This window comes from Clostridium budayi (assembly GCF_055396605.1).
Genome location: NZ_AP042456.1, coordinates 2,671,960 through 2,697,662 on the forward strand (window position 1 = coordinate 2,671,960; position 25,703 = coordinate 2,697,662).

Here is a 25,703-nt window from a genome sequence, read left to right on the forward strand (position 1 = left end):
TTCACCTCTAATCTTGCGTTTATTAGTATTTCCCCGAGCATTATTATTTATTCAAAAACAAGAAAAATCCTACCAATTATTTTAATTGATAGGATTTTTTATTAATTTTTATAATTACATAGCTCTTCCAGGTATTAATAATTTTTGTCCTAGAACTAAATAATCAGGATCTTCTAATTCATTTAATCTTATTATATCGTCCATTGTTGTCCTATATCTCTTTGCTAATTCCCATAAAGTATCACCTTTTCCAACAACATATATTGTAATACTAGATTTCTTTTTAACTTCTTCTTCATCTCCAACTACAATATCATTTACAAAGTTTTTTTCAACTTCATATAATACTTTAGCAATTGTTACTAGCGTACATCTAACTGCAATAGTATTTGCTTCTATTGAAACATCTAAGTTTTCCATTGTAGCTTTTACTAATGCTTTCATTCTTTCATTTGCACCATTTGCATCAATACTTATATTAAATGGAATATCACCTGATACTTTATCTAAATATTTTGCTTCATCGTTAGTCTTGTATATAACATCAACCCTTATATATCCACCAACAATAATTTTATTTTCTTCAACTGATTTTTCAGTAATCATTACAGCTCCTGCTGATGTTATTATTTTATCTGGCATCATGTTGTTTTCATTTATATATATATTATCCTTAACTATAGATTCATTATTATATACCCCTTCAAGTATTCCGAGTCTAGAAGGATTTTTAGAAAGTTCTAAATTAACTTTAGGTGAATACGCATCTGTCACAACATCTATACTCTTTTTAGAAAATGCTTTAACATTGCATGCTATAGTTATTTCTGTATTTACTAATCTTGCTTCGCCTAAATCGTCTTCTTCTACAGTTACATCTTTACCCTTTATATCATAATCTCCAGTAACTATCATATCTGATGTCACATTTGGCATTTCTACTTCTTTAGAAATATATACATTATCTTCTAAACATTGTATATCTTTTCCTTCATTACTTAAATATAATACAAAAACTTTACAATAACATCCGCAATATATTTTTTCTTCTAAAACTTTAATTTCCTTCTTTTGAAGTTCTAATTTACTTTTTAATATTCTTGATACTTGTGGTTTATCCATACTTACTCTTATTAATGATTTACCTGAAAGTTCAACATTTTCATTAACATCTGTACTATTTATTATTTCATTCTTTTTAAGAACTTCTATTTCATCAGTTCCATCAACATCTTTTATAAGTTCTACTTCTTTGTTTTTGTACATTTCCCAATTGAAATTAAGAACACCATCAATTGATACCTTTCTTTCATTGATTATCTTTGTTTCAATATGTTCTACGTTACAGCAAACTTCACAGGTTATTTTATGTTCACTTTCATCTAAATCTAAATTACTTGAAAATTTTTGTGTATAATTTACTGATGAAACTACAAGCTCGTCTTCTTTTGCTAAGTACAATAAATTATAATCTACTGTACCATCAACTATAACTTTGTCTCCTGAAATTTCTTTTGATAATATTGTAGGTTTCGCATCTACCATAAGTATTTCATGAACATCAGGATGAGTATCTGGTATAAGATATTCTTCGTTTAACATAGTTGTAGTGTCGCTTTCTCTTAAAAGTTGCTCAAATTGAATATTTTCTTTTATAACATCTATATTTGACATTTTAATCCCTCCTATATTCTACCTACTAATATATATATAAAGAGATTTATTTTTTATTACTACTTTTTGGATATTTTTATTATTTATTTTTTTAATCTTTATTATTTATGTTTTCACTTTATCCATTTACTTCTAATAATATGGACTTTTTTAATTTTTTTTAATTTTTTTGTTGACAAAAGTAATTTAATGTCGTAATATAGTAAATGGTTATTGACCATATAACCTCTCATAAATTCTCAATACCCTTTTATACCATAGTTGAAAGATGGAAACCCACCATCTTTCTTTTTTTTTACTTAATTTAAAAAAAGAAAAATAAAAAAACTTCGATAAGATCGAAGTTTTTTTATTCTATCCTGGAAAATGTAATTGCACTGTTTGAGTTAATACATCTGAATAACTATATGTCACGGTTCTTTGGGTGTCGTTGTCTAATCTAATTACGAAAATGCTAGGATAAGCACTTTCTAAAACTCCATCGTTAACCAGAATCTTTTTTCTTCCTCCGTTAGCTTTTAAAGTTACTTTTTCTCCAAGGTGCCCTTCAATACTCTTTTTTATTGAAGAGATAGTTCTAATAGTTTCCATAAAAACACCCTCTTTCCTAAAGAAATTATACCATTTTTTTGAAGATACGTCAAGCAAAAACTTAATTTTATCATTTACATATTCCATTGTCAATATTTTTCCTAAATTTTCTTTACATTTTTTATTATTTGTAAAAAGGATTCTAATTATACATATTATTTATAATTAGTATTATTTATCTATAAAATGTAAGAAGACTTAGGATATCCTTCTCTATATTTGCCTCTAGTTTGTAAGCCACCTATTCCTTTTAAACCTGTTATTGTATTTTCTATAACATCTTGAATTGAAACAACTTCGTCTATTTTTGTGTATGCTATTTTTTCACATACAAATACAGGATCTAAGCAGTGTATTAAAACCCTATTTGGTGATGATGCAAAATTTGCACCTGCATCTAACATACACTCATAACAACTTTGACACGCACCTGCAAATATAACAAGCTCATCATAACTCGAATTATAATCTCTAAGCGCTCTTACAGCATCTCTATAAAATTTTGAATTTCTATAGTTATCTAAGTCTAAATAATTTCTAGTATTTTTAATAACACTATCATGTCCTGTTAAAACTACTATATCAGGTTTTATTTCTTTAACTAACTCAACTATTTTTTGTGGTTGTTCTTCTTCTTTTATAGAAACTCCAACTGCATCAAGAGATAATTGCTTATAAACTTTAAGACATGTATCCATATACTCTTTATCTCCATCTACATGAAGTATCTTACCCGGTCTTCCAAAAAATAATTCTTTAGTATTTATATCTTTTTGATTTTTTAAAGCTTTATTTTCTTTTGAATTTCCTTTTCTTATATCTATATTTCTGCTTGCTATAGCATTTTTTATAGATCTACTAACTCTACTATTTAATATCCTATCTTGCTCTCCATAATAATCATCTCTTACCTCTTCTAAATCTTCTTTATCTGAATCGGCAATTATTCTTATATTTATTCCTTTTAATATATATATCTTTTTACCATTTTCATCTTTTATATCTATTACTTTAAAAGTAACATCTTTATCGTATGACTTTCTTACAACTACGTCTCCAATTTCCATAATTATCACCTAATAAATTTTGCTCTATTTTATTCTATGTAGAAAAACTTGTATATGATAATTAAATAAAATAAAACTCTATTTAAATAGAGTTTTATTTTAACTAGAGTTTTATTTTAGTTTATGTTATATTCTTTCTTAAAATCATCTAAAAATTTTAAATAATTTTCTCTTTCATCAATTATATTTTGTAATTTACTTGCAAAGGTATTTTGCCCCCAATTAACTTCATTGTAATAGTATCTATTTGCAAGTCTCCAATATCTTTGTGGGAACTGTAAGTAAGATAATAATACTTTATATTCTCCATCTTCTAATTTTGATACACTATTATATGAATCTATTATTGCCTTAGCATATTCAAAATCCCAATCTACTCTCTTTAAAACTTTAGTTATGAAATTTGATATATCAAATGTTCTTATTTCTCTCTTACAATAATCAAAATCTATTACATTAACTTCTTCATTCTTATCAATTATTATATTATGATAAGTAAAATCATGATGACAGAAACCTTTTTCTTCTTCTGCTATATCACAAAGTTTATTGTACTCTGAATTAATTAAAGTCTCATGAGCCTTCTTTCCCATTTCTTTATAAAATTCCATTGATTTAATATATAATAAATCAAAGTCACTTTTATTATTTTTCTTTCTAACCATATCTCTCATTTTATCTAATGATTTAATTCTTTTAGCCATTAAATTTGGCCATCTGCCTAAATCACTCTTAAGCTTTGAGTTTTCTGGTGGATCATACCCTTTAGATGCTTCATGTAATTTAGCCAATGCTTCAGCTGCAAGTTTTACCTCTGATATTTTATGAAAATCACATTCTCTTCCTTCTAACCACATTGAAAGAGTATATAAGTCTTCATTTACTAATGCATAAGGTTCACCTTCTATGTTTAAAAAATATCTATCTACTTTATCAAAACCATTATTTATTAAATGTTCTTTAGCGCCGTATACAAATAATAATTTTTGTGGTCCATAGTTTATTTTCTTTAAACACCTTTCCCCTTTATTTGTTTTTAAATAATATATTCCTTTGTTTGCTTTTAATGTTTCGATTTCAATTCCAAATTGTCTTTCTATTTCAAACTCTCTCATCATTGTAACCACCCCCTTAATATCTATATGTATGTATTATTTCTTTTATTAACATTTTTTAACTTTATTAAATATAATAGTATTAATAATACTTTGAAAGGATTAAATCATGAAAATTGGCATTGATGGAAGAGCCGCAAAATGGTACAGAGGAACAGGTATTGGCACATACACATATCAATTAATAACTAGCCTAAATAGTGTTGATGCGATTAATGATTATTTAATTTTTACACCAGATAATAAAAATCTTAAAGATTTAAATGACAATTTTACTATCCAAAAAGTAGATACAATAGTTAAGGAGAATTTTTGGGATAATGTTAATGTTCCAAACATTCTTTCAAATAGCAATATGGATTTATATCACGTTCCTCAAAATGGTGTAGGACTTTCTAACAATGTAAACTGTAAGAAAGTTATTACATTACATGATATAATCCCCCTTAGAATGCCTGAAACAGTTAGTGATAGGTATCTTAGAATATTTAATGATGAAATGCCAGGTATTTTAAAAAATTGTGATGGAATAATAACAGTTTCAGAATTCTCAAAGAAAGATATTTCAGAAGAATTTAACTATCCTTTAGATAAAATTTTTGTAACACCTCTAGCTGCAGAACCAATTTATAAACCAATGAGTAAATGTTCATGTAAGCAAAAACTTAAAGTTAAATATGGATTAACTTCAGATTTTATTTTATATGTTGGAGGATTTAGTCCAAGAAAAAATATACTTGGTCTAATAGATGCATTTGCTTTAATACCTAAAATCGAGAGAAGAACTACAAAACTTGTAATTGTAGGAAAAAAAGGTCCTTCTTACGATATTTATTTAAAGAGAGCTCGTCAACTTAAAATTGAAAAGGATATTATTTTTACTGGTTTTATACCACTTGAAGATTTGCCTATATTTTACAATGCATCTGAGATGCTAGTTTATCCTTCTTTCTATGAAGGCTTTGGACTTCCACCTATTGAAGCTATGGCCTGTGGAACACCAGTAATAACATCTAACGTAACTTCAATACCAGAAGTATGTTACGACTCTTCACTACTAGTAGATCCAAAAAATATTGATGAACTTGCTTTTGCAATGAAGCGGGTATTAAATGATAGCTTATTAGTTCTTACTATGGTAAAAAAAGCCATTGTAAGAAGTAGGTCCTTCTCTTGGAGGAAGACTGCAATAAATACTGTTAAAGCTTATGAAAGCATTTTAAGATAGTATAAAAATAACTATTAATAAAAGAGTCATAGAGAAATTCTCTATGACTCTTTTTTTATAAATTTATTATCTTTTACCTTTATCAAATGGTTCTCCAACCGCTTTAGGAGCCCTTGAGCTCTTTGAAAATATTATAAGTGCAATTATTGTCATTATATATGGGAAAGTTTTTAATATTACTGGTGGAAATGATGCAAGTTCTGGTATAACTTGTGAAACATTAGCTATAGTACTTGCAAATCCAAAGAAGAATGTTGCTCCTAATATTCCTATTGGCTTCCACTGTCCAAATATTAAAGCAGCAAGTGCTAAGAATCCAAGCCCTCCAACATTTCCATTAAATTCTCCAGCATAAGTTGCAATTATTATTGCTCCTCCAAGTGCTGAAAATCCTCCAGATACCATAACCCCTACATATCTCATCTTATATACATTTATACCAGCTGCATCTGCTGCCTGTGGATGTTCTCCACACGCTCTAAGTCTCATGCCAAATGGAGTTTTGTAAAGTATAAATGTTGCTACTATAAGAATTCCTATTACAAGCCATGTTGATGCATAAGTCTTTGTAAAGAATAGGCTACCTATTAGTGGTATTTTACTTAATACTGGTATATCCTCTGGTATAAATCCCTGCATTATTCTTATATTACCACTACCTGTAATATTTCTAGCTAAAAATACAGTAAGCGCTCCTGCTATCATATTTATTGCGGTACCACTTATTATCTGATCTGCATTTAAATGAATACTTGCAAATGCATGTAATAGAGAAAATAATATGCCAGCTATAGTTGCAACTAGAAGTCCAATCCATATTGGTAAATTACCCTCTAACTTCTCTTGAAGTGTTACTATAGTAAAAGCTCCTATAAATGATCCAACTATCATAAGACCATCAAGTCCTATATTTGTTACCCCACTTCTTTCACTATAAAGTGCTCCAAGTGCTGTTATTAAAAGTGGCATTGTAAACGCAATAGCATATGGAAATAATTGTTGTAATGTATCTAGCATATTACTTCACCTTCCCTTCATTAACTCTATCATCTACTGGAGGTATTGGTTCTTTTTGCTTTTTCTTAAGTTTTATTTTATTAATTAATCTTTCTATTATAATACTAGTTGCTGCAAAATATATTATTGTTGCCATAATAGTATTTGCAATCTCTGGTGGTATTTCTGTCATAGCACTCATAAATCCACTTCCTGTATATAATAAACCAAAGAAAAGCGCTGCAAATAAAACTCCAATCGGTGAATTTGCACCAAGTAATGATACTGCTATTCCATCAAATCCTTGATTTGGAAGCACTCCTATCTGAATTATATTTGTGTTTCCAGCATACTCAATAGCACCTGCAAGTCCAGCAAGTCCACCTGCTATCATCATTGAAAGAACTATATTTTTGTTTACAGGTATTCCTGCATACTCTGCAGCATGTCTATTAAATCCAACAGCTTTAAGTTCATAGCCTAGAGTTGTTTTATTTAATATAAAACTAACTAAAATTATTCCTACTATAGCTAAAATTATTCCTAAATTTATATATGATCCTTCAAATAAATTTGAAAGCCAATCTAATTTAAATAAAGCTTCATCTTTAAGAGGTCTTGATTCTGTTTCATATTGTCCTTTAAAATACTTCGGAACCATATAATAAACAAACCAAAAGACTGTCCAGTTCATCATAATTGTTGATACAACTTCATGAACATTAAACTTAGCTTTTAATATACCTGGAATTATTGCAACTGCTGCTCCTCCAAGTATACCTGAAGCTACCATTAATACTAAAAGTAATGGTCTAGGTGCATTAACTGTTAGTCCTACAGCTGTAGCACAAAATCCACCAAATAACATTTGTCCAGCTGCTCCAATATTGAAAAGTCCTGTTCTAAAAGCAAATGCTACAGATAACCCAGTAAGTATTAAAGGTGTAGCTGTTGCTATTGTATTACCTATTCTTTCTACATTTTTAAGTCCACCTTGGAATAAGTATGTAAACCCTTCTATAGGATTACTGTTTATTGCAAGCATTAATAATGCTCCTGTTAAAAGACCTAAGATGATTGCTAATATAGATACTATCCCCTTATTAGTTTTCATTATCTTCCCCTCCTTTAACTCCAGCCATCATTAATCCGATTTTATTTTCATCTATTTCTTTAGTATTTACAATTCCAATTAATTCTCCACCATTTACAACTGCAACTCTATCTGAAAGATTTAAAACTTCATCAAGTTCTAATGAAACAAGAAGAACTGCCTTTCCTTTATCTCTTTGTTCTACTAATCTTTTATGAATATATTCAATTGAACCAACATCAAGACCCCTAGTTGGTTGAACTGCTATTAATAAATCAGGATTTAATTCTATCTCACGCCCAATAATAGCTTTTTGTTGATTACCTCCTGATAATGTTCTCGCTTTTGATATTGCACCTTCTCCAGATCTTACATCAAATTCTCCTAATATTTTTTCTGCATATTTTCTTATAGCAGATTTGTTAAGTATCCCTCTTTTTGAGAAAGGTTCTTTATTATATACCTCTATTATCATATTTTCTTCTAGAGTATAATCAAGCACAAGTCCTCTCTTATGTCTATCTTCTGGTATATGTGCTATTCCTTTATCAATTCTTTTTCTAGTCTTTTCGTTTGTTATATCTTCACCTTTGTATATAACACTTCCACTTTCAACTTTTCTAAGTCCTGTAATTGCTTCCACTAATTCTGTTTGTCCATTTCCTTCAACACCAGCAACTCCAAGAATTTCTCCTCCCCTTATAGATAATGAAAAATTCTTAAGACCTAATACTTTCTTATTGTTTTTAACTGAAATATTTTCAACTCTTAATACTTCACCTTTTAACTTTGCTTCTTTTTTTTCTACTTTAAAAGATACATCTCTTCCAACCATCATTTTAGCCATCTTAGCTTCTGTAGTATCTTTAGTATCAACTGTACCTATATATTTACCTTTTCTTATTACTGTACATCTATCAGATACTTCTTTAATTTCTTTTAACTTATGCGTTATTAAAATAATCGATTTTCCTTCTTTTGTTAACCCTTTAATTATTTTAATTAAATCATCTATTTCCTGAGGCGTTAAAACTGCTGTTGGTTCATCAAGTATTAATATATCTGCATTTTTATAAAGCATCTTTAATATTTCAACTCTTTGTTGCATACCAACAGAAATATCTTCTATCTTTGCATATGGATCTACATTTAATCCATAACTTTTTGAAAGCTCTTCTATCTTTTTAGCTGCACTTTTTATATCTACAACTAATCCTTTCTTAGGCTCACACCCTAAAATTATATTTTCTGTTACAGTAAAGTTTTCAACTAATTTAAAGTGTTGATGAACCATACCTATCCCTAAATCGTTTGCCTTATTAGGATTTGTAATCTTAACTTCTTTTCCATTTATCTTAATAGTTCCTCTGTCTGGCTGGTACATTCCAAAAAGCATTCCCATAAGTGTTGATTTACCAGCACCATTTTCTCCTAGCAGTGCATGTACTTCACCTTTTCTTAATTGAAGAGTAACATTGTCGTTTGCAACAATACCTGGAAATTCTTTTCGAATATTAAGCATTTCTACTGCATATTCCATTTATATCCTCCCCCACAACTTGTGTATACTTAAAAGGGGCGATTTACCGCCCCCAATTTTTTATTTTATAAAATCTACTTAATTAAATCCCCTTTTTCTTGTGAAACTTTAATTTCACCTGATTTAATTTTTGCCAATACATCATTTGCTGCCTTAGTTGCTTCATCACTTAAATTAGGATTTTCTTCTGGTATACCAACACCGTCATTTTTAGCATCATACATTAAAGTCTTTCCACCTTGGAATTTACCATCTAATTCTTCTTTGATCATATCAAAAGTAGCTTTCTTTATTTTCTTAGTTGCTGAAGTTAAGATAATTGATTTTTCTTTTCCATCTTTATCTTTATATAATCCTTCTGAATATTGGTCAACGTCAACACCTATAACCCAAGCTTCTTCACCTTTTTGTGCTCTAGATTTTGCTTCTGTAATAGCACCTGCTCCAGTACCACCTGCTGCTGTAAAGATTACATTAACTCCTCTATCATACATCTTAGCTGCAATTTGTTGTCCACCTGCTGTATTATTGAATGTTCCTTCATATATAACATCTTCTTTATTAATAGTAATCTTAGTTCCTAAATTCTCATTAGCATACTTAACCCCTTGTTGGAATCCCCAGTTAAACTTTTGAACTGATGGTATTTCCAATCCACCTATAAATCCAAACTTAGCTTCTTTCATTTGAACTGCTGATGCAACCCCAGCTAAGAATCCTGATTCATGTTCAGCAAAGAATATTGATACAGTATTTTCTTTAACTACTGGCTTAGCACCCTTTTCTCCACTATTTGGACTTCCATCAATAATTACAAACTTTGCATCTTTATACTTATCTTGTGCTTCAAATACAGCTGTTTCAAACTTATATCCTGGTGTAACTATAAATTTATTTCCTGCATCATATTGATCTCCTATTGACTTTAAATAGTCTGCTGGCTTTTCACCTGCTGGTTGTAAGTATTTCTTTGATACTCCAAGTTCTTTTTCAGCTTGAACTATACCTTCCCAAGTTCCTTGGTTAAATGACTTATCATCAATTGTACCTGAGTCTGTTACCATACCTACTTTTAAATCTGACTTTTTAGCTGCTGAATCCCCTTTGTCTTCACCACTTCCACATGCTACTAATCCAGTTGCCATAACTAACGTTAGTGCTAATGCAATAAATTTTTTTTTCATATTTTCCCCTCCTGAATCTCCCTCTTGCATTGAAATTTTTGCAATTTACCACATAATTATACAATAAACACTATGCTAACCTCAATACTTTTTGTAACCTTTATTAATTTTTAATTAATTTTCAATAAATAATTCTTAATAATTTTAAAACGTGTAGATTTAATAATTAAAGTGCATAAAACATAAAAAGGACTTTTTCTTTTATGAAAAAGTCCTTTTGTCTACAGACTAAAGTATAGAAATTTCCTATTATACTTTTTAACCTTTTTTATTGCAAATATTTTTCCTTAAACTGCTCTATAAATTTTTTTCTAAATACCTCATTTTCTAACTTAATTTTAAACCTATGAAGAAATACTTCTTCATCCCATTCCTTTGCTTTATGATAATATGAAGATATAGTAGAATAAATATCTCTTGGGAAAGTCATTATTGCATATATTAATTCATATTCATCATCTTTTAATTTAAATATATTATTATAACTATCTAAGAACATATCCCCTTTAGTTATATCAAATACACTATTTTTTATCCATTTAAGTAAAAAGTCTGCCACATCTAGTGTTCTAAGTCCTATAGTTGCATAATCAAAATCGATTATATTAATTCTTTCGTCTTCTATTAAAAAATTATGATTAGCTAAATCATTATGACATAAACAAATTAGTTCTTTATCATTTATAAGATTTTTATAATTGCTTAAGTCAAGTAACTTTCTAGATAGTCTTATATCCTCTAAACATTTATCACAGTTTTCTAAGAAAAGTTTATCAAACTCATTTTTATATTTATAATTTAAAACCCACTCTTTTATCTTTTTTATATCTTCTTCACATTCCTTATATTTATTAACTAAATCAGGATTTTTAATAATAGTTTTTACTTTAGAACTTAAATAATTTTCTATTCCTATAGAAGACTTATGCATTAATGCAACTGCTTCTCCACATAGTTCAAGTTCGATTGGATTTGTAACACAAGCTTCCCTGCCTTCAATTAAATCCATTAAAATATAATTATCATTATTCCATTTAACAAATGTATCATTATCTCTTAATTTATTCATTTTCATAATGTATGGGAAGTTTTTGTTTACATAAGTAAGAGAATTATAAATAAATTCTATTTTGTTTTCATCATAATCTACTTTCTTTAAAACTTTCTTACCCTTATCTGGAGTTTTTAATACATATACTTTTCTCACTGGAGTTATATCTTCTATTTCTATACCTAAATTATCAAAGAACTCTTTACTTAAGTCATATCTACAAAGAAATTTTTTTTCAACATATCTATTTTTCCTCATAATTACCTCCATTAAAACTCCAATTCATTTTCTGCAATGCTTTTAAATTCGCTATAATCTATATTCTCCTCTCCCCTAAATTTGTATAAGTATCTTAAACTTTCTTGTGGAATATCTAATATTATATTTATATAATTTAAACTACTTTTTTCTAGGTTAGACTTTTCTACATATTGCTTAACATAATCATCTATAATATTTTTCTTGTCTAATTTTTTTCTTTTCATCATATAATTTATAAAATCTTCTTCAACAGTATTAAAAGTAATTTTTTTTATTTTTCCAACTTGAATTTTATTATCTACTCTTAAATTAGAAGGATCTACTCTATCTATAGCAAACTCATTATTTAACATACCTCTTTTTAATATTTCTCTATAATTTATCTCTTTTATCTTTTTTAGTCCTAAATTGCACTTTTTTATTATTTCTTTCTCATATATATTTTTATCTTTATAAATAACCTCAAGCTTTTTAGTCATAACATATATCCTATCTATTCTTTTGCCAAACTCACTTCTTATACACCCCTTATCTTTTGGAGTGTATCCTTTAAGTATTTTTTGAAAATTTATAATTAAATCTATTTGCTTTTCTATATCTATAAATTTTTTTCCATCTTTAAAATATTCATCTTTAATATACACATCTTTATCTAAAAGATAGTTCTTTAAATCCAGCATATCTAAAGTAATCCCTCCTTAGAACTTAAAAAAAGTTATTTATAAACCTAGTTCTGTCTTCTATACTATTTAAATATTTATTTAGCTTCTTTATAAAAAACTCTTCTCCCCAAGGTTGTTGCTCCCAATAAACTTGTAATCCTATTTGCCAAAATTCCTGTGGAAATCTAATAAATTCTTTCATAATATTTAGCTCATCTTCACACACAGTTATATTTTTAGAATATCCATCTAATACTATATTGGCTATATTAGTATCCCATCCATTGCTTTTCATACTTCTTATAATTAAAGATGATAAATCATGAAGATTACTATCTAATATACAGTAATCAAAATCTATGATTTTAATATTTTCATCCTCATCTATTAAAATATTATGATTTGCAAAATCATGATGGCAAAAGCCTCTTTTCATAATTTGTTCTTCCATAACATCTTTATATTTACTATTTTCTAATCCATTTACACTTTTAAATCCTCTTTCTACTTCTTTATCTACATTACTTAAAAATAACTTATCAAATTCATTTTTATGAGCTTTTTGATTTATCCTATTTTCGAAATCTTTTATTTCATTTATTCTTGTCTTAAATGTATTTATCCATGAAAACCAGTATATCCTTGGATTCATCATAGGAGTAATTGTAAAATCCCTACTGTAGACATGCAATTCAGATAACTTACTTGAAACTTTACTTAATTCATCTAAGTTTTCAAAATCACTTTGCCTTGCTTTTATCCATTTTGTTAAGTACGCATACTTTCCTTCAACCTCTATATACTTTACTTTATTTTTAGTTTCAATTATGTCTAATACTTCATCAAATCCTTTATTTAAAAGATGATTTATTGAAGATAATATAAAATAAAAATGAGGGAATTTATATTGTGAAACTTTTAAACAATATCCCTCATCTCCATTTATCTTATAAGTATTCTTAACTTTTTCAACCGTTTTTACCTTTATCTCATATTCTTCTTCTATCTTTAACTTTATTTTTTCTTTATCCATACAAAAGCTCCCTTTCCCATAAATCCATTATTTCTTTTTATTATATGAATTCTAATAATTTAATGTGATTTCATTCACAAAAATTACCATATATAATATTTTATAATATAGATCGTATTTCGAGGTGTTATTATGAAAGTCTGTATAGATGCTAGAAGCGTAAATTTACATGAAGGTACAGGTATAGGTACTTATACGAAAAATGTTATCTCAGAAATGATAAACATAGATAAAGAGGATAGTTTTGATTTAATTTGGACTGGAAAATCAAAAAAGGAATTTTTAAAAGATAATACTAAGTTAACTTTATGTTCTGGAAGGCGTGGAAGTTTCTTTGAAACTTACTATATTCCAAAATTAATTGAAGATAAAAATATAGATCTTTATCATATTCCCCAAAACGGTATTGGCTTTCCTTTTGAATATGATATAAATACAGTTGTTACAATACATGATTTAATACCTTATATAATGCCTGAAACTGTTGGAGCTGGTTACTTAAAAAGATTTCTAAGAGATATGCCTAATATAATTGAAAACTCAAAAGGTATACTTACAGTTTCTGAGTATTCAAAAAAAGATATTTTAAAATTCTTTAGAGGATATCCTGAAGATAAAGTATTTGTAACCCCACTTTCTGCAAATTATGATTTTAAACCTATGGATAAAAAACTATGCAAAGAAATTATAAATAAGAGATTTTCTTTTGACTCTCCATATATTTTATATATAGGAGGATTTAGTGCTAGAAAAAATGTTAAAGGAATAATCGATGCATTTTCTTCTGTTTATAAGAGCCTTAATAAAAAATATAAATTATTACTTAGTGGTTCATTAAAAGATGAAGGATTAAGCTTAAAAGAATATGCAAAAAGTCTTAACTTAGAAGATGATATTATTTTTACAGGATTTTTAGAAAATAGTGACTTACCTATACTTTATAATGGAGCTGATTTATTTGTATATCCATCTTATTATGAAGGCTTTGGTCTTCCACCACTAGAGGCTATGAGCTGTAAGACTGCTGTTATAACATCAAATCTTACATCTATTCCTGAAGTTACAGGTGATTCTGCTATTTTAATTAATCCTTATAATAGTAGTGAATTAAATAACTCTTTATTTAAAGTTTTAAATGATGATACTTTTAGAAATGAATTAAGTGAAAAAGGATATAAAAGAAGCCTCCAATTTTCATGGAGGCAAACAGCAGAAAATACATTAAAAGCTTATAATGATGTATTAAACTCAATTACTTAATATGTCTTGTCTTAGTGATAAATAATCATTATACTCTTTGATTTTAGGAGCTTTCTTGTAAATGTTACTCATTACAACAAGAGGGCTCTTTCCTTCAAAATTTTTAACTTCCTTTTCTATTTCTTTATTTTTATATGTGTAAAGATAACTTGAGAAAACTCTTCCTTCTCTAACATACTTTAATGCTAAATCAGTATCATTTGTTATATATTCTAAAAATGCATTTATTAAACCTATGTTATTTTCATCACTATTTAAAACAGCAAAATTTTCTCCTTCAGCATTAAAGAATCTATTATCTGCAGTTTTTGCTGCTGGTACATTATTAGCTGTCCAAATACACTTTTCATTAATAGCCATAAGCTCTTTCATTCCATTAATTGATGATATTCTTCCAAAGAAACCGTCCTTTTCATTCTTTCCTAAAATATTATCATCTTTTAATTTTTTTATAGTATTTTTAACATTGTTTTTTATATCACTATTACTAACGTTATACTCCATGTTTTGCATTATAAGTAATGATTCTAGATCTTTTATGTCCTCATTATATCCGCTTAATCCTTTGTATTTACCTTTACTCTTTTTATAAATATCTTTTGATACGTTTATAAGATCATCCCATGTATTAATCTCTGAATTAGTATGTCCATATTGTTTTAATACATCTTCCCTTAAATAAAGTACTAATGGTCTACTAGTAAATGGAACACCTACTATTTGATCATTTACAACTACTTGTTGAATTCTATTATCTGGAAAATTCATCTTATAAGTATTGACTAAATTACCTTCATCAGAAACTGATATAGTATGCTTATTAGATAGCTCGCTTAACTTATTACTATTTAGTTCCACTATATTAGGCAAATCTTTTTTATTAGCATTTATTAAATTATTATAGTAATTCTTACTATTTACATTAGAAACATTAATAGTAACTCTTTTATGAGCCTCTTCAAATTTCTTTGCAGCTTCCTCAATATAAGGATATGTATTTTCATTTGCCCATATCGTTATTTTTCCACTTAAATTTGTATTCTTATTTTGACTAAAATGATTTATAGTAAGTATTGATAAAAATACAGCTACTATAAATATTAGTATAGCTTTAAAATTTAACTTCATCTAATCAATCCCTTTTTCTTTTATCCATACATTTTTTATCCTTATATAAATTATACATACTATTACTGCTAAAAATCCACATATTAATTTTGTTGTAATATATATTGCTATTAATTCCTTTGCTTCGCTAGCTATAAAACCAAGTTGTCCACCAAGTACATAGGCTCCCCCGACAGAAAAAGCTGTACATAATATTTTTCCCTTACTATCTAGATCTTCAAATTTTGAAAAAACTACTATTGCTGATGCTAAGCTACCTAAAAATGCTACAATTGAGTTCTCACTTAAATTAAACTTCTTGCTTAAAAAATTTAATTTACTATTTAATGCTCTTTTTATAACTTCAAGTAGTACATAAGCGCCCCCTAAAAAGACTGCTATTTTCCAAACAACATATAAAACTTCATCTAGAGGCATTAAGTTTTTAAATATAACTATACCACTTATAGATTGAACACCTTGAATTGTAATTCCAATAATACTTATAAAAAAGATTACTTTACTAAAAATATTTAGTATTTTTATAGTTATATCATTAAAATAAAATATTCCAATAGATAGAATTATAGCTATAAAAATTATAGGTAATAGATTAATTATAAGAATTGTAAAACTTATATTAAGCATAAGACCACCTATTAATAATCCTATTGGTAGTGTTATAATTCCAAATACTATTCCTATAAATAATTCCTTTTTACTTTCCTTTTTTATTATTCCAATTGCTAATGGTAATGTAAAACTTAATGTACACCCAAGAGTTGATGCCATTAATATTCCAGAAAACTGTGACATTTCATTAGTCATTGCAATACTTTGGGATATATTAAACCCTCCCATATCAACAGCTATTAAACTTGATATAAAAATTGATGGATCAATACCTATTTTATATGATAAAGGAATTAGAAATAATTCTAATCCCTTTGTAATTACTGGTGTTAGTGATAATATTCCAACCATTGATATAGCAAGTGGTCCCATTGTTTTTATACCATCTTCGAAATATTTTCCAAGTTTAAGTTTATTCCCAATTATATAGTCAATAGCTCCAATTAAAAAGAATATAGAAATACTATATAATATTAAATTTTCCATAACCCCTCCATACCATAAACCTTAATTTATGAAACTAAATTTTTTATCCATTTATTTGACCTTAGTCTCTTTAAACAAGCTACTGCTTTAGTTAGCTCTTCAAAAGTACATAATGCATAAACTAAATAAACAGGAAGTTTTAATACGAATGCACCAATTAAAGCAATAGGTACTCCTATACACCACATTGTTATTCCTTCTATCATAAAGGAAACTTTAACGTCTCCTCCGCCTCTTAATACACCAACTATGGCTATAATATTATAAACTCTCACTATCATTATAAGAGATGTTACATATAATATTAGCTTAGACCATAACTTAACTTGCTCTGAAACATCATATATAGATATGATTAAATTAGCAGAAAGAGATAGGGAAATTGCTATAATAATTCCTACTATAGTTCCAAGCACAAGAAAATTCTTTCCATAAGTTTTAGCTTCATCATTTTCGCCTTTTCCAACCTTTGCCCCAACCATAACTAGAGCTGCATTACCTATACCAAATATAACAACCATAAATAAATTATTAATAGTAGTTGCTATTTGAACTGATGCTATTGCTTGAGTTCCTATTCGTCCATAAATAACATTGTACATAACAGAGCCAAGTCCCCAACAAGCTTCATTTAACAATACAGGTATTATAGTAAACCATACCTTCTTAACGAATGAAAAATCAAAAGAAAATAACTCTTTAAAGTTTCCTGCTAGCATATTCTTTTTATAATATACATATAAGATCATTATTAAAAATTCTATTATTCTAGCAATTAATGTTGCTACTCCTGCGCCTTTTACTCCAAGTCTTGGCATATTAAAGTTACCAAAGATAAGGCAGTAATTTAATATTGTATTTGTTATTAATGCAATTGAACTTGCAACCATTGGAATAGCAGTTTTTTCAATACATCTTGAGGCTACCCCATAATTAAAAGCTATAGCCGTAAATATATAACTTAAAGAAACTATAACTAAATAATCAGCACCAAGTTTTATTACTTTTAAATCCTCATTGAAAATCCCGATTATTTCTTCTGGAAAGACTTGGGCTATTATTGTAAATATTCCTCCAACTATTATTGCTGCTATAAGACCTATTCCAACTAACTTTTTGATATTTTTTTCGTCCTTCTTACCAAAGTATTGGGATATAAATATCCCAATACCACTAAATAAACCCATTATTAAAATATTTAAAAGAAAGAAATATTGATTTGCTATCCCAACTGCTGCTATCTCATTCTCTCCAAGTTTTCCAATCATCATTGTATCCACTATATTAAGTGATGATGTTATAAAATTTTGTATTACAATAGGTAATGCAATTATCCCTACCTTCTTGTAAAAACTTTTGTCCATTTTAAAAATCTTTGTCATTATTACCTCGCTACTTTATTAAATTTTATTAATTTTTAGTATAATATACCACTCCTATACTACCAGGCCCTACATGTAATCCTATTATAGGTCCTATTGATTCTAATAATATTGGAACTTCATATCCTTCTTCTTTAAGTCTTAATTGAAGTTCATTTTTAAGATTTATACCTTCTTTTTCACAATTTATATGATGTACAGTTACTCCTAAGACTCCCTTATTTTTAACGTCTGAAATAACACTATCAATAACAGTATTTATAGCTCTTTTTCTGGTCCTAACTTTATTAAATACAGTTGTCTTTCCATCCTTAACTGTAAGTATTGGTACTATTTTTAAGATTCCCCCTAGTAATGCAGCTGCATTTCCTATTCTGCCACCTTTTTTTAAATACTTTAATGTCTCAGGCATAAATAGGAACTTACTATTTTCAATTACATTGTTAGCTCTTTTTATTACTTCTTCTATACTTAGAGATTCTTTTGCAGCTCTTGCAGCTTCAATTACTGCATAACCAGTTTGCATACAGTTACTTCTTGAATCTAAAATATAAATTTCACTATCTTCATATTCTTCTAATATCATATTCTTAATCATATTAGCTGTTTGATATGTTCCACTCATATCAGATGATATAAAAATCCCAACTACTGTATCTCCATTTTTAACTATTTCTTCAAATGCATTTTTAACTTCTTCTATACTAGGTTGTGATGATGTTGGTATCTCTCCTAACCTTTCCATTTCTTCATAAAATTCTTTATTACTAAGTTCAACTTCCCTATAACTTTTTTCTCCCATAATTACATTTAAAGAAACTACCTTTATATCTAACTCTTTAGCTATATTCTTTGGAATATAGCTTGTACTATCTGTAACTATTTTTATTCCCATATTTCCCTCCATAATTCCCTTTTTGAATAATTATATTATATTTATTACTATTTTTCACCACCTTAAAAATAACTCTTTATCTACATAAATAAAAAGGCCTCTAAACTTGCAAATTAAAAGTTTAGAGACTTTCTATTCTTCTATAATAGTTCTCTTCTAAGTTCTTCTGCTGATTTAGGTGAAAGATAACTAAATGGAACATCTAAAACTGTAATTGCACCTTTTTTCCCTTCTTTTGAAAGTCTATAATTTGCTCTAGCATATGCAACTAATACACTTGATGTAAATTCAGGATTACTATCTAACTTTAATGAAAATTCCATTCTTTGTTTATTTCCATCAGAAGTGCTTCCTGTCCTTATAACAAAGCCTCCATGTGGCATTTTATTATGTTTTCTTTCTAATTCTTCTTCTGTTATAAAATGTACAAATGTATCATAATCCTTAAAGTAATTTTCCATATTCTTTATATCATTTTCTATTTTTTCTTTATCAGTGCCATCTTCTGCTACAACATAGCAAACTCTCTTATGTTTATCTCTAGTTTCAAGTTTTGGATTTTCCCCACTTCTTACTCTATCTAGTGCCTCTTCTTTAGGAACTGTATATTGAATTGCATTTTTAACCCCGTTAACTCTTCTTATTGCATCTGAATGTCCTTGGCTTACACCTTTTCCCCAGAAAGTATAATCTACACCATTTGGAAGTATAGCCTGCCCTAATACTCTGTTTAGTGAAAATAATCCTGGGTCCCAACCAACTGATATAATGCTTAATTTATCTCCTTTTCTTGATACATCATCCATCTTCTTGAAATATTCTGGAATTCTTGCATGAGTATCAAAACTATCTATAGTATTGAACATTTCACAAAGCATAGGTCCTTGTTCTGGTAGATCTGTTCTAGAACCTCCACAAAGTATCATGACATCTATTTCATCTTTAAAATCTGAAATTTTTTGAATATTCATCATAGGTAAATTTTCTGTTCCTTCTATAATACCTTCTCTTCTTGTAAAGATAGCTTTTAACTCTATATCATTATTTTTTTCTATTGCCTCTATTACACCTTTTCCTAAATTGCCATATCCGACAACCCCAATTCTAATCTTCTCCATCATAAACAACCCCCACTTTAAATTTTATCCATATTTTACATTATATCACTTGAGGAAATAAAAAAATACCTATAATATATACACTTTTAGTATATTTCTTATAGGTACTTCTTTTATATTTAACTATAACTATTATTAAATAATTTCAGTAATATTAAAACCAAGCTTAATTAAATCTTCTTTATCTATATTTTCATCAAGATGCATACAATATACTGATTTTCTAATTTCTTTTTTAAATGCATCACATAATTTATTAATTGATGTGTGAGGTGAATCTTTACCATCTATACTACTTACCTCATGATATATTTCATATATTTTTCCCTTTTGAAGCATTTCTACAGCTTCTTTATTTACTTCGCTTGTGTCTCCGCTATAGAAGAACTTTTCAGTTTCCATTCTAAATATAAAGCTATATGAAGGAATTTCTTGAACATGTTTTGCGTTAGAAAATTCTATTTCTATTCCTTTAAATTCTTTATCATAAAATTCATTTACATATCTACTTTCAAGATTATAAAGATCTTTACTAACTCCCATGTATGAAAGTAAATCTTCTATTGTCTTTCTATGTGGAAAAAATATTTTTGGTTTAACTCCTTTTTTATAATGTGAATAAAAAATTAAATTGCCAAGACTTCCTATATGATCTGGATGAGTATGTGTAATTATTATGTAAAGTCTCTTATAATCTAATAAATCTTTTTCTTTTAACTTCGTAAAAGTGTCTCCTCCACAATCTATAAGTATTAGGCTTTCTTCCCCTTTAATAAAAGCACAATTATCTCCTCTATTTGTATTAAAAGCACTTCCATTGCCGATAAATTGAATCATTATTTAACTCCCCTTATTTTCCATTATATATAAATATATTGATATAATAGCATATTAATCATTTATAAAGAAGTATTCTAACATTCCTATTATTAAACATTATATAAAATTTATACTCTCTTAATAATTTAATAAAAAAAAGGTGCATTTTCATGCACCTTTTTATAAACTATTTACTTTCAAAATGACCTTTAAATTGTGGTAGATATTCTTTATGAGCTTCTAATAACTCATCTAATAATATTTTAGCTATTTTTTCTGAAGGTATTAATGGATTTATGCAAAGAGCCATTAATGCAGTATGATAATCACCTGTTACAGCGGCATCAACAACTAATTTCTCAAATGATTTAATGGTTTGAATTAGTCCATTTACTGCTACTGGAATTTTACCCATAGCAATTGGTTTTGGACCATCTTTTGTTATAATACATGAAATTTCAACCGCTGAATTATCATCTATTCCTTCAATAGCACCATTATTTCTAACATCTACTGGTTGAATATCTCCCTTATCATTATAGATTGAGTATATTAATCTACATGCAGCATCTGAGTAGTAAGCTCCTCCTCTTTTTTCTAATTGAGGTGGTTTTATATCTAGATTTGGATCTTTATATAATTCAAATAGATCCTTTTCTAATTTCTTAACTACTTCAGCTCTTGTTTCTCCTTTAGAGAATTCTTTTAATTCATCTTCTAACATATCTGCTGTTTGGAAGTAATATCTATGATATGGGCATGGCATCATTCCTAAAGCTTTAATGAAATCTGCATCCCATCCAAAATCTTTAATATTTTTAACTATTGATCCAAGCTTACCTTCTGCTATTGCATTTATAACTTTATCAGTTTTATTTACTCCATCAACATATATGTTTTTACCAAATACCATATGATTTAATCCAAAGAAATCAAATCTTACTCTTGAATGGTCAACATCTAGCATATTAGCTGCTGCTTTTTCCATTCCTATTGGTACATTACAAAGTCCTATAACTTTATTATTGATACCATATTTTAAAAGTGCTTCTGTTACCATTCCAGCTGGATTTGAAAAATTTATAAGCCATGCATCAGGGCAAAGTTCTGCCATATCTTTATCAATATCTAATATTACAGGAATTGTTCTAAATGCTTTAAACATTCCACCAGCACCATTAGTTTCTTGACCGATTACTCCATGACTTAACGGAATTCTTTCATCCTTAATTCTTGCATCTAATTGTCCAACTCTTATTTGTGTTGTAACGAAATCAGCATCTTTTAAGGCTTCTCTTCTATCTAAAGTTAAATGAACTTCCATTGGTATTCCTGCTTTTTTAACCATTCTCTTTGCAAGGTTACCAACAATCTCAAGCTTTTCTTTTCCTTCTTCTATATCTACAAGCCAAAGTTCTCTAACTGGTAATTTATCATATCTTTTAATAAAGCCTTCTACAAGTTCTGGTGTATAGCTTGATCCTCCACCAATTGTTACTATCTTTATACCTTTTTTACTCATTACTACACCTTCTTTTCTCTGTATTTATCTTAAGTCTAAATCTAATTTTTAAAATTCATTTTCTACTTTTTTAATTTGAATCCAAATTTGCTCCATGGTTCAATATAATCTAATAAGAATTGTTCCTCTTCTACAACTCTTCCAACTACATTTGTCTTACCACTATTTTTCATTTCTTTTCTTGCAACTTGAAGTTCTCCTGCATATCTTGTGTATAGATCCGATTCTATTAAGATATCACCTTTGTTCATGTCCTTAGTGTTAAATGGAACAAAGCTTTCTCCTTTATATTTAACTCTTGATTGAGTTGATCTTATAACATAGTCTGAAACGTCTCCTCTATTAAAGTGGAATTCATCTAAAACTATTGTTTTTTGAAGTTCTGGTATTCGCTCTTCTAATTCAACAGAAAGTTCTAACATTTCTTTATTTATTTCACTTAATGCTTTAAGTTCTTCTTCTGATGCAAAGCAATTTGCTATTATTACATCATCAATTAAACCTGTAGCAAATAAATGTTTAGCTTGTACTTCTATTGGCATATCCCTATGCATTTCTAATGTACAAAGCCCTTCTGATACTGGCCATGGACCAAATTCTGCACTAGGAGAATTTACAAATGCAGCAGTCTTTATTCCTAAGTCTTTAAATTGTTTGCTACATTTTATAAAGTGGTCATATGCAAGACCTGTGTAAACATGAGGATAGAAGTTATGGCATCCATATAAATTATTTAAATTTGGTTTATATGAAACTATGTTATCAACATATTTAGTACCATTACTCATATTAAGTTCTACTTTTAATCCATATTTATTAAAAGTCATTATAGCTTCTTCATTTCCTGCAAATCCCATATCTAATCTTATTCCACTAAGTCCCATTTCCTTAAATATTTTAAGGTCTGTTATACTAGCTCCTAAGTTATTAAATACAGTAGGATCTAAATCTGCTATTACTTCCATATTATGCTTATTTGCTACATCAAGCATAACTTTAAATTCTTTAACTACTTCTTCAGTTGTTTTTCCTTCTACTGATAGAAGACAAGTAAATATTCTTTCAAAGCCGTATTTTGCTGCAAGGTCGATATAATTTACTATATCCTCCATTGAACTATGACCTGGATATACTGAAATCCCTAATCTCTTCATTTAATGTATCCTCCAATACTCTCTCAATACAATTATTTATTATTTTTGTAAATATAATATGCTCCCTTTGATGCTGAAACATCGTCATCTACAAATTCAATAACATTTATGTTCTCATTTAAATACTTTTCAAATGTCTCTCTTACTATTTTAGATTTTCTTATTACACCGCCAACTAGACCTATTTTGCATTTTTCAAAACCTAAACAATTAAATACCCTCTCAGCATCTTTAGCAAGTAAAATACCTTCGTTTACAAGTATTTCTTTTGCCTTATCATAACCAGCTTCTGCATATTTTGATACAAGTCCTGCAAAGCTTGCAATTTCGTCCTTTGTTGCTGAATAAATAAATGCTATTATTTCATCAACTTGTTTCATATTAAGCTCATTAAGTATAGATTTTGAAAGTTCACTCATTTCTAATCCAAAGTCATATTCGTAAATCATATTTTTAAATGCTTCAATAGATATTTTATAAGCACTACCTTCATCTCCTAATAGGTGTCCCCATCCACCACATCTAGCTTCTTTGTCACCTTTTATTCCGAATGCTGTTGATCCAGTACCTGCAATAACTAATATTCCGTCCTCACCTTTTAATAATGCCTTTAAGGCTAAATCTCCATCATTCATAATAACTGAATCTAGACCGAATTTATTCTTTATTTCGTCTTTTACAATTTTAGCATTATCTCCAACTTCAGAACCTGCAAGTCCAAGATATAACCCCTGTAAATCTTCTTTTCCAAGCTTATTTAATATAACTTCAAGTGAATCTATTATGTTCTTTAAAGCTTCCTTCTCATCGTTTACTAAATTTCCAAAACCTGTTAAGCTCTTTTCTAATACATTTCCGTTTAAATCATAAGCTACAGCTTCAGTTTTAGTACCTCCACCATCAACGCCAATTACATATTTCATAACATTTATCTCCTTAACATATAATCAATGAACTCTAATGATATACATTAGAGTTCATATTTAAGTCTTTTAATTATAATCTTGCATATATGTCAATTATTTCATTAGCTAAGTCTTTTAATGTCATAGTTGTCATTAAATGATCTTGAGCGTGCATTAATAATAATGAGAATTCTGCTTTTTCTCCCCCAGCTTCACCTTGTATAAGTTTTGTTTGTGAGTGGTGAGCTTCTACTAATTCTTGACTAGATTTTTCAATTAAAGCTTTAGCTTCATCAATATTTCCTTTTTTAGCTTTTTCCATAGCTTCCATTGCATAACTTCTAGCTTCTCCACTATGCGCAATTAAATTTAAAATGATTTCTTCCATATCTCTAACTCCCTTTCAAAATGCTCTAATTTTTAGTAGCATTCCCTTTAAACTCTGTGTATTTTTTGCGTTTACTATTTTCTATTTTTCGTCAATTAATTTTAATGCATGTGCTAATACTTTAGCTCCATTCATTGTTCCATAATCTACTGTGTTTATTACTTCAACTGGGATTCCCATTGGTTCATATTTTGATTTCATTTTGTTAAGTAAGAATCTTACTTGTGGTCCAAGTAATAATACATCCATTTCATCTTCATGATTTTTAACATCTGCTTCTGAGTAAGCGTTGATCATACATTCTACTCCTTGTTCTTTTGCAGCTGCTTCCATTTTAGTTACTAAAAGACTTGTTGACATTCCTGCTGAACAGCATAATAATATTTTTTTCATATTGAATTCCCCCTCAATGGTTATTTATATTTTTTATTTTATTAATTAAATAATTTATTTTTTACTTTACACTATTTATATATAGCAAATTACATGCCAAAATATGATTGCATAATTACATTTTTTTATACTTTTTTTATTTTTTT

Annotated in this window: 24 protein-coding genes; 2 read left to right on the forward strand and 22 right to left on the reverse strand. The window is 28.1% G+C overall.

Going from position 1 to position 25,703, the window contains the following annotated elements:
* Nucleotides 1–114 precede the first annotated feature (114 nt).
* The 4 genes from ACZ5TJ_RS12880 to ACZ5TJ_RS12895 form a co-directional block, all read right to left on the reverse strand.
* Complete coding sequence (locus ACZ5TJ_RS12880) at nt 115–1,674, reverse strand: DUF3794 and LysM peptidoglycan-binding domain-containing protein (RefSeq protein ID WP_464200271.1); 1,560 nt, start codon at nt 1,672–1,674, stop codon at nt 115–117.
* A 354-nt stretch (nt 1,675–2,028) separates the two neighbouring features.
* Entirely contained in the window at nt 2,029–2,265 is a 237-nt protein-coding gene (locus tag ACZ5TJ_RS12885) for a Veg family protein (protein WP_039316789.1), read from the reverse strand.
* Nucleotides 2,266–2,444: 179 nt separating this feature from the next.
* A complete protein-coding gene (yabG, locus tag ACZ5TJ_RS12890) occupies nt 2,445–3,332 on the reverse strand; it encodes a sporulation peptidase YabG (protein WP_464200275.1) in 888 nt (295 codons plus the stop codon).
* Nucleotides 3,333–3,448: 116 nt separating this feature from the next.
* The gene (locus ACZ5TJ_RS12895) at nt 3,449–4,450 is read right to left on the reverse strand and encodes a CotS family spore coat protein (RefSeq protein ID WP_464200277.1); all 1,002 of its coding nucleotides are present in this window, start codon (nt 4,448–4,450) and stop codon (nt 3,449–3,451) included.
* Nucleotides 4,451–4,556: 106 nt separating this feature from the next.
* On the opposite strand from ACZ5TJ_RS12895, the gene ACZ5TJ_RS12900 reads away from it, so the two are divergent.
* Complete coding sequence (locus tag ACZ5TJ_RS12900; protein WP_464200279.1) at nt 4,557–5,675, forward strand: glycosyltransferase family 4 protein; 1,119 nt, start codon at nt 4,557–4,559, stop codon at nt 5,673–5,675.
* Nucleotides 5,676–5,741: 66 nt separating this feature from the next.
* Here ACZ5TJ_RS12900 and ACZ5TJ_RS12905 read toward each other — a convergent pair whose 3' ends face one another.
* The 7 genes from ACZ5TJ_RS12905 to ACZ5TJ_RS12935 form a co-directional block, all read right to left on the reverse strand.
* On the reverse strand, nt 5,742–6,692 hold the full coding sequence (locus ACZ5TJ_RS12905) for an ABC transporter permease (protein WP_464200281.1): 951 nt from the start codon (nt 6,690–6,692) through the stop codon (nt 5,742–5,744).
* Nucleotide 6,693: 1 nt separating this feature from the next.
* On the reverse strand, nt 6,694–7,785 hold the full coding sequence (locus ACZ5TJ_RS12910) for an ABC transporter permease (protein WP_464200283.1): 1,092 nt from the start codon (nt 7,783–7,785) through the stop codon (nt 6,694–6,696).
* On the reverse strand, nt 7,775–9,304 hold the full coding sequence (locus ACZ5TJ_RS12915) for an ABC transporter ATP-binding protein (protein WP_464200285.1): 1,530 nt from the start codon (nt 9,302–9,304) through the stop codon (nt 7,775–7,777). The genes ACZ5TJ_RS12910 and ACZ5TJ_RS12915 overlap by 11 nt, the downstream gene beginning before the upstream one ends.
* Nucleotides 9,305–9,378: 74 nt before the next feature.
* Nucleotides 9,379–10,488: a BMP family lipoprotein gene (locus tag ACZ5TJ_RS12920; protein WP_464200287.1), complete on the reverse strand. Its 1,110-nt coding sequence runs from the start codon at nt 10,486–10,488 to the stop codon at nt 9,379–9,381.
* A 268-nt stretch (nt 10,489–10,756) separates the two neighbouring features.
* Nucleotides 10,757–11,797, reverse strand: a complete 1,041-nt coding sequence (locus ACZ5TJ_RS12925; RefSeq protein WP_464200289.1) for a CotS family spore coat protein — start codon at nt 11,795–11,797, stop codon at nt 10,757–10,759.
* An 11-nt stretch (nt 11,798–11,808) separates the two neighbouring features.
* A complete protein-coding gene (locus ACZ5TJ_RS12930) occupies nt 11,809–12,480 on the reverse strand; it encodes a hypothetical protein (RefSeq protein WP_464200291.1) in 672 nt (223 codons plus the stop codon).
* 25 nt (nt 12,481–12,505) lie between these two features.
* Nucleotides 12,506–13,495 carry a CotS family spore coat protein gene (locus ACZ5TJ_RS12935; RefSeq protein ID WP_464200293.1) on the reverse strand — a complete coding sequence of 330 codons (990 nt, stop codon included), beginning with the start codon at nt 13,493–13,495 and terminating at the stop codon, nt 12,506–12,508.
* 132 nt (nt 13,496–13,627) lie between these two features.
* On the opposite strand from ACZ5TJ_RS12935, the gene ACZ5TJ_RS12940 reads away from it, so the two are divergent.
* Nucleotides 13,628–14,755, forward strand: coding sequence for a glycosyltransferase family 4 protein (locus ACZ5TJ_RS12940; protein WP_464200295.1), 1,128 nt, complete (start codon nt 13,628–13,630; stop codon nt 14,753–14,755).
* On the opposite strand, the gene ACZ5TJ_RS12945 is transcribed toward ACZ5TJ_RS12940, so the two are convergent.
* The 11 genes from ACZ5TJ_RS12945 to ACZ5TJ_RS12995 all read right to left on the reverse strand — a co-directional run bounded on the left by ACZ5TJ_RS12945 (nt 14,744) and on the right by ACZ5TJ_RS12995 (nt 25,557).
* Nucleotides 14,744–15,883, reverse strand: coding sequence for an extracellular solute-binding protein (locus ACZ5TJ_RS12945; protein ID WP_464200296.1), 1,140 nt, complete (start codon nt 15,881–15,883; stop codon nt 14,744–14,746). The two genes, ACZ5TJ_RS12940 and ACZ5TJ_RS12945, sit on opposite strands and share 12 nt — an antisense overlap.
* Nucleotides 15,884–16,981, reverse strand: a complete 1,098-nt coding sequence (gene eutH, locus ACZ5TJ_RS12950) for an ethanolamine utilization protein EutH (RefSeq protein WP_464200297.1) — start codon at nt 16,979–16,981, stop codon at nt 15,884–15,886. It lies immediately after the preceding gene.
* 26 nt (nt 16,982–17,007) lie between these two features.
* The gene (locus ACZ5TJ_RS12955; RefSeq protein ID WP_464200298.1) at nt 17,008–18,363 is read right to left on the reverse strand and encodes an MATE family efflux transporter; all 1,356 of its coding nucleotides are present in this window, start codon (nt 18,361–18,363) and stop codon (nt 17,008–17,010) included.
* 28 nt (nt 18,364–18,391) lie between these two features.
* Complete coding sequence (locus tag ACZ5TJ_RS12960; protein ID WP_464200300.1) at nt 18,392–19,258, reverse strand: DegV family protein; 867 nt, start codon at nt 19,256–19,258, stop codon at nt 18,392–18,394.
* 140 nt (nt 19,259–19,398) lie between these two features.
* Nucleotides 19,399–20,379 (reverse strand): diaminopimelate dehydrogenase, encoded by a 981-nt coding sequence (locus ACZ5TJ_RS12965; protein ID WP_464200302.1) that lies wholly within the window; start codon nt 20,377–20,379, stop codon nt 19,399–19,401.
* Between the two features lie 132 nt (nt 20,380–20,511).
* Complete coding sequence (locus ACZ5TJ_RS12970; protein ID WP_464200304.1) at nt 20,512–21,213, reverse strand: MBL fold metallo-hydrolase; 702 nt, start codon at nt 21,211–21,213, stop codon at nt 20,512–20,514.
* 169 nt (nt 21,214–21,382) lie between these two features.
* Entirely contained in the window at nt 21,383–22,717 is a 1,335-nt protein-coding gene (locus tag ACZ5TJ_RS12975; protein ID WP_464200306.1) for a 6-phospho-beta-glucosidase, read from the reverse strand.
* A 62-nt stretch (nt 22,718–22,779) separates the two neighbouring features.
* Nucleotides 22,780–23,871 carry a DUF871 domain-containing protein gene (locus tag ACZ5TJ_RS12980; protein WP_464200308.1) on the reverse strand — a complete coding sequence of 364 codons (1,092 nt, stop codon included), beginning with the start codon at nt 23,869–23,871 and terminating at the stop codon, nt 22,780–22,782.
* 32 nt (nt 23,872–23,903) lie between these two features.
* Nucleotides 23,904–24,794, reverse strand: a complete 891-nt coding sequence (locus tag ACZ5TJ_RS12985) for an N-acetylglucosamine kinase (protein ID WP_464200310.1) — start codon at nt 24,792–24,794, stop codon at nt 23,904–23,906.
* 73 nt (nt 24,795–24,867) lie between these two features.
* Nucleotides 24,868–25,164 (reverse strand): PTS lactose/cellobiose transporter subunit IIA, encoded by a 297-nt coding sequence (locus ACZ5TJ_RS12990; protein ID WP_464200312.1) that lies wholly within the window; start codon nt 25,162–25,164, stop codon nt 24,868–24,870.
* Between the two features lie 81 nt (nt 25,165–25,245).
* Nucleotides 25,246–25,557, reverse strand: coding sequence for a PTS sugar transporter subunit IIB (locus ACZ5TJ_RS12995; protein WP_039313339.1), 312 nt, complete (start codon nt 25,555–25,557; stop codon nt 25,246–25,248).
* Nucleotides 25,558–25,703: the final 146 nt, after the last annotated feature.

What these genes read in the sequence shown, in the direction of transcription:
- ACZ5TJ_RS12910 (WP_464200283.1), bottom strand. Translation starts at nt 7,785, where the DNA reads ATGAAAACTAATAAGGGGATAGTATCTATATTAGCAATCATCTTAGGT.
- ACZ5TJ_RS12885 (WP_039316789.1), bottom strand. Translation starts at nt 2,265, where the DNA reads ATGGAAACTATTAGAACTATCTCTTCAATAAAAAAGAGTATTGAAGGG.
- ACZ5TJ_RS12935 (WP_464200293.1), bottom strand. Translation starts at nt 13,495, where the DNA reads ATGGATAAAGAAAAAATAAAGTTAAAGATAGAAGAAGAATATGAGATA.
- ACZ5TJ_RS12975 (WP_464200306.1), bottom strand. Translation starts at nt 22,717, where the DNA reads ATGAGTAAAAAAGGTATAAAGATAGTAACAATTGGTGGAGGATCAAGC.
- ACZ5TJ_RS12960 (WP_464200300.1), bottom strand. Translation starts at nt 19,258, where the DNA reads ATGGGAATAAAAATAGTTACAGATAGTACAAGCTATATTCCAAAGAAT.
- yabG (WP_464200275.1), bottom strand. Translation starts at nt 3,332, where the DNA reads ATGGAAATTGGAGACGTAGTTGTAAGAAAGTCATACGATAAAGATGTT.
- ACZ5TJ_RS12970 (WP_464200304.1), bottom strand. Translation starts at nt 21,213, where the DNA reads ATGATTCAATTTATCGGCAATGGAAGTGCTTTTAATACAAATAGAGGA.
- ACZ5TJ_RS12940 (WP_464200295.1), top strand. Translation starts at nt 13,628, where the DNA reads ATGAAAGTCTGTATAGATGCTAGAAGCGTAAATTTACATGAAGGTACA.
- eutH (WP_464200297.1), bottom strand. Translation starts at nt 16,981, where the DNA reads ATGGAAAATTTAATATTATATAGTATTTCTATATTCTTTTTAATTGGA.
- ACZ5TJ_RS12945 (WP_464200296.1), bottom strand. Translation starts at nt 15,883, where the DNA reads ATGAAGTTAAATTTTAAAGCTATACTAATATTTATAGTAGCTGTATTT.
- ACZ5TJ_RS12930 (WP_464200291.1), bottom strand. Translation starts at nt 12,480, where the DNA reads ATGCTGGATTTAAAGAACTATCTTTTAGATAAAGATGTGTATATTAAA.
- ACZ5TJ_RS12880 (WP_464200271.1), bottom strand. Translation starts at nt 1,674, where the DNA reads ATGTCAAATATAGATGTTATAAAAGAAAATATTCAATTTGAGCAACTT.
- ACZ5TJ_RS12995 (WP_039313339.1), bottom strand. Translation starts at nt 25,557, where the DNA reads ATGAAAAAAATATTATTATGCTGTTCAGCAGGAATGTCAACAAGTCTT.
- ACZ5TJ_RS12980 (WP_464200308.1), bottom strand. Translation starts at nt 23,871, where the DNA reads ATGAAGAGATTAGGGATTTCAGTATATCCAGGTCATAGTTCAATGGAG.
- ACZ5TJ_RS12955 (WP_464200298.1), bottom strand. Translation starts at nt 18,363, where the DNA reads ATGACAAAGATTTTTAAAATGGACAAAAGTTTTTACAAGAAGGTAGGG.
- ACZ5TJ_RS12895 (WP_464200277.1), bottom strand. Translation starts at nt 4,450, where the DNA reads ATGATGAGAGAGTTTGAAATAGAAAGACAATTTGGAATTGAAATCGAA.
- ACZ5TJ_RS12915 (WP_464200285.1), bottom strand. Translation starts at nt 9,304, where the DNA reads ATGGAATATGCAGTAGAAATGCTTAATATTCGAAAAGAATTTCCAGGT.
- ACZ5TJ_RS12990 (WP_464200312.1), bottom strand. Translation starts at nt 25,164, where the DNA reads ATGGAAGAAATCATTTTAAATTTAATTGCGCATAGTGGAGAAGCTAGA.
- ACZ5TJ_RS12920 (WP_464200287.1), bottom strand. Translation starts at nt 10,488, where the DNA reads ATGAAAAAAAAATTTATTGCATTAGCACTAACGTTAGTTATGGCAACT.
- ACZ5TJ_RS12965 (WP_464200302.1), bottom strand. Translation starts at nt 20,379, where the DNA reads ATGATGGAGAAGATTAGAATTGGGGTTGTCGGATATGGCAATTTAGGA.
- ACZ5TJ_RS12985 (WP_464200310.1), bottom strand. Translation starts at nt 24,794, where the DNA reads ATGAAATATGTAATTGGCGTTGATGGTGGAGGTACTAAAACTGAAGCT.
- ACZ5TJ_RS12900 (WP_464200279.1), top strand. Translation starts at nt 4,557, where the DNA reads ATGAAAATTGGCATTGATGGAAGAGCCGCAAAATGGTACAGAGGAACA.
- ACZ5TJ_RS12905 (WP_464200281.1), bottom strand. Translation starts at nt 6,692, where the DNA reads ATGCTAGATACATTACAACAATTATTTCCATATGCTATTGCGTTTACA.
- ACZ5TJ_RS12925 (WP_464200289.1), bottom strand. Translation starts at nt 11,797, where the DNA reads ATGAGGAAAAATAGATATGTTGAAAAAAAATTTCTTTGTAGATATGAC.